The organism is Alcanivorax sp. HI0083, from assembly GCF_001635175.1.
Genome location: NZ_LWFX01000604.1, coordinates 1 through 900, shown reverse-complemented (window position 1 = coordinate 900; position 900 = coordinate 1). Strand labels below are relative to the sequence as shown.

Sequence of the window (900 nt, the reverse complement as noted above, 5' to 3'; positions counted from 1 at the left end):
CCTTCCTGTATGGCAGCCCAGTTTGAGAAATCACTATGCTTTTGATTCCTGCCATCGACCTGAAAGACGGAAAATGTGTTCGCCTGAAGCAGGGTCGTATGGAAGACGACACCGTGTTCTCCGATGACCCGGTTGCCGTGGCCAGCCACTGGGTGGAGCGTGGTGCCCGCCGTTTGCATCTGGTCGACCTGAATGGCGCCTTTGCCGGTGAGCCGGTGAATGGCGAGATCGTCAAGGCGATTGCCAAGGCCCACCCGGATCTGCCAATCCAGATTGGTGGCGGTATTCGTAGCCCGGAAATTATTCAGGCCTACCTGGACGCGGGAGTGCAGTGGGTGATCATTGGTACCAAGGCGGTGAATGAGCCGGCATTCGTCAAAGCCATGTGTGAGCAGTTCCCCGGCCACATCATCGTGGGCCTGGACGCCAAAGACGGCAAAGTGGCTACCGATGGTTGGGCGAACGTGACCGATGTGGATGTGATCGATCTGGCGAAACAGTTCGAGAACGATGGCGTCTCCGCCATCGTCTACACCGATATCAGCCGCGACGGCATGTTGCAGGGCGTGAATGTGGATGCCACCGTGAGACTGGCCCAGTCCATGTCGATTCCGGTGATCGCCTCCGGCGGCATTACCAATCTGGACGACGTGCGCAACCTGTGTGCGGTGGCTGACCAGGGCATCAGTGGTGCCATTACCGGACGTGCCATCTACGAAAACACCCTGGACTTTGCCGAAGGCCAGGCGCTGTCCGATGAGTTGAGCGGCGCCTGAGCGCCGGGGACGTATTATGGGTTTAGCCAAACGCATTATTCCTTGTCTTGATGTGGACGCCGGCCGTGTGGTCAAAGGCGTGCAGTTCGTGGACATCCGCGATGCCGGTGACCCGGTGGAGATT

Annotated in this window: 2 protein-coding genes; both read left to right on the top strand. The window is 58.7% G+C overall.

The window, feature by feature from the left end; genetic code table 11:
• Positions 1 to 35 precede the first annotated feature (35 nt).
• Positions 36 to 776, top strand: coding sequence for a 1-(5-phosphoribosyl)-5-[(5-phosphoribosylamino)methylideneamino]imidazole-4-carboxamide isomerase (gene hisA, locus A3754_RS06085; RefSeq protein ID WP_007148976.1), 741 nt, complete (start codon positions 36 to 38; stop codon positions 774 to 776).
• A 16-nt stretch (positions 777 to 792) separates the two neighbouring features.
• The coding region (locus A3754_RS25995) for a HisA/HisF-related TIM barrel protein (protein WP_255363119.1) at positions 793 to 900 on the top strand (108 nt) is incomplete at its 3' end.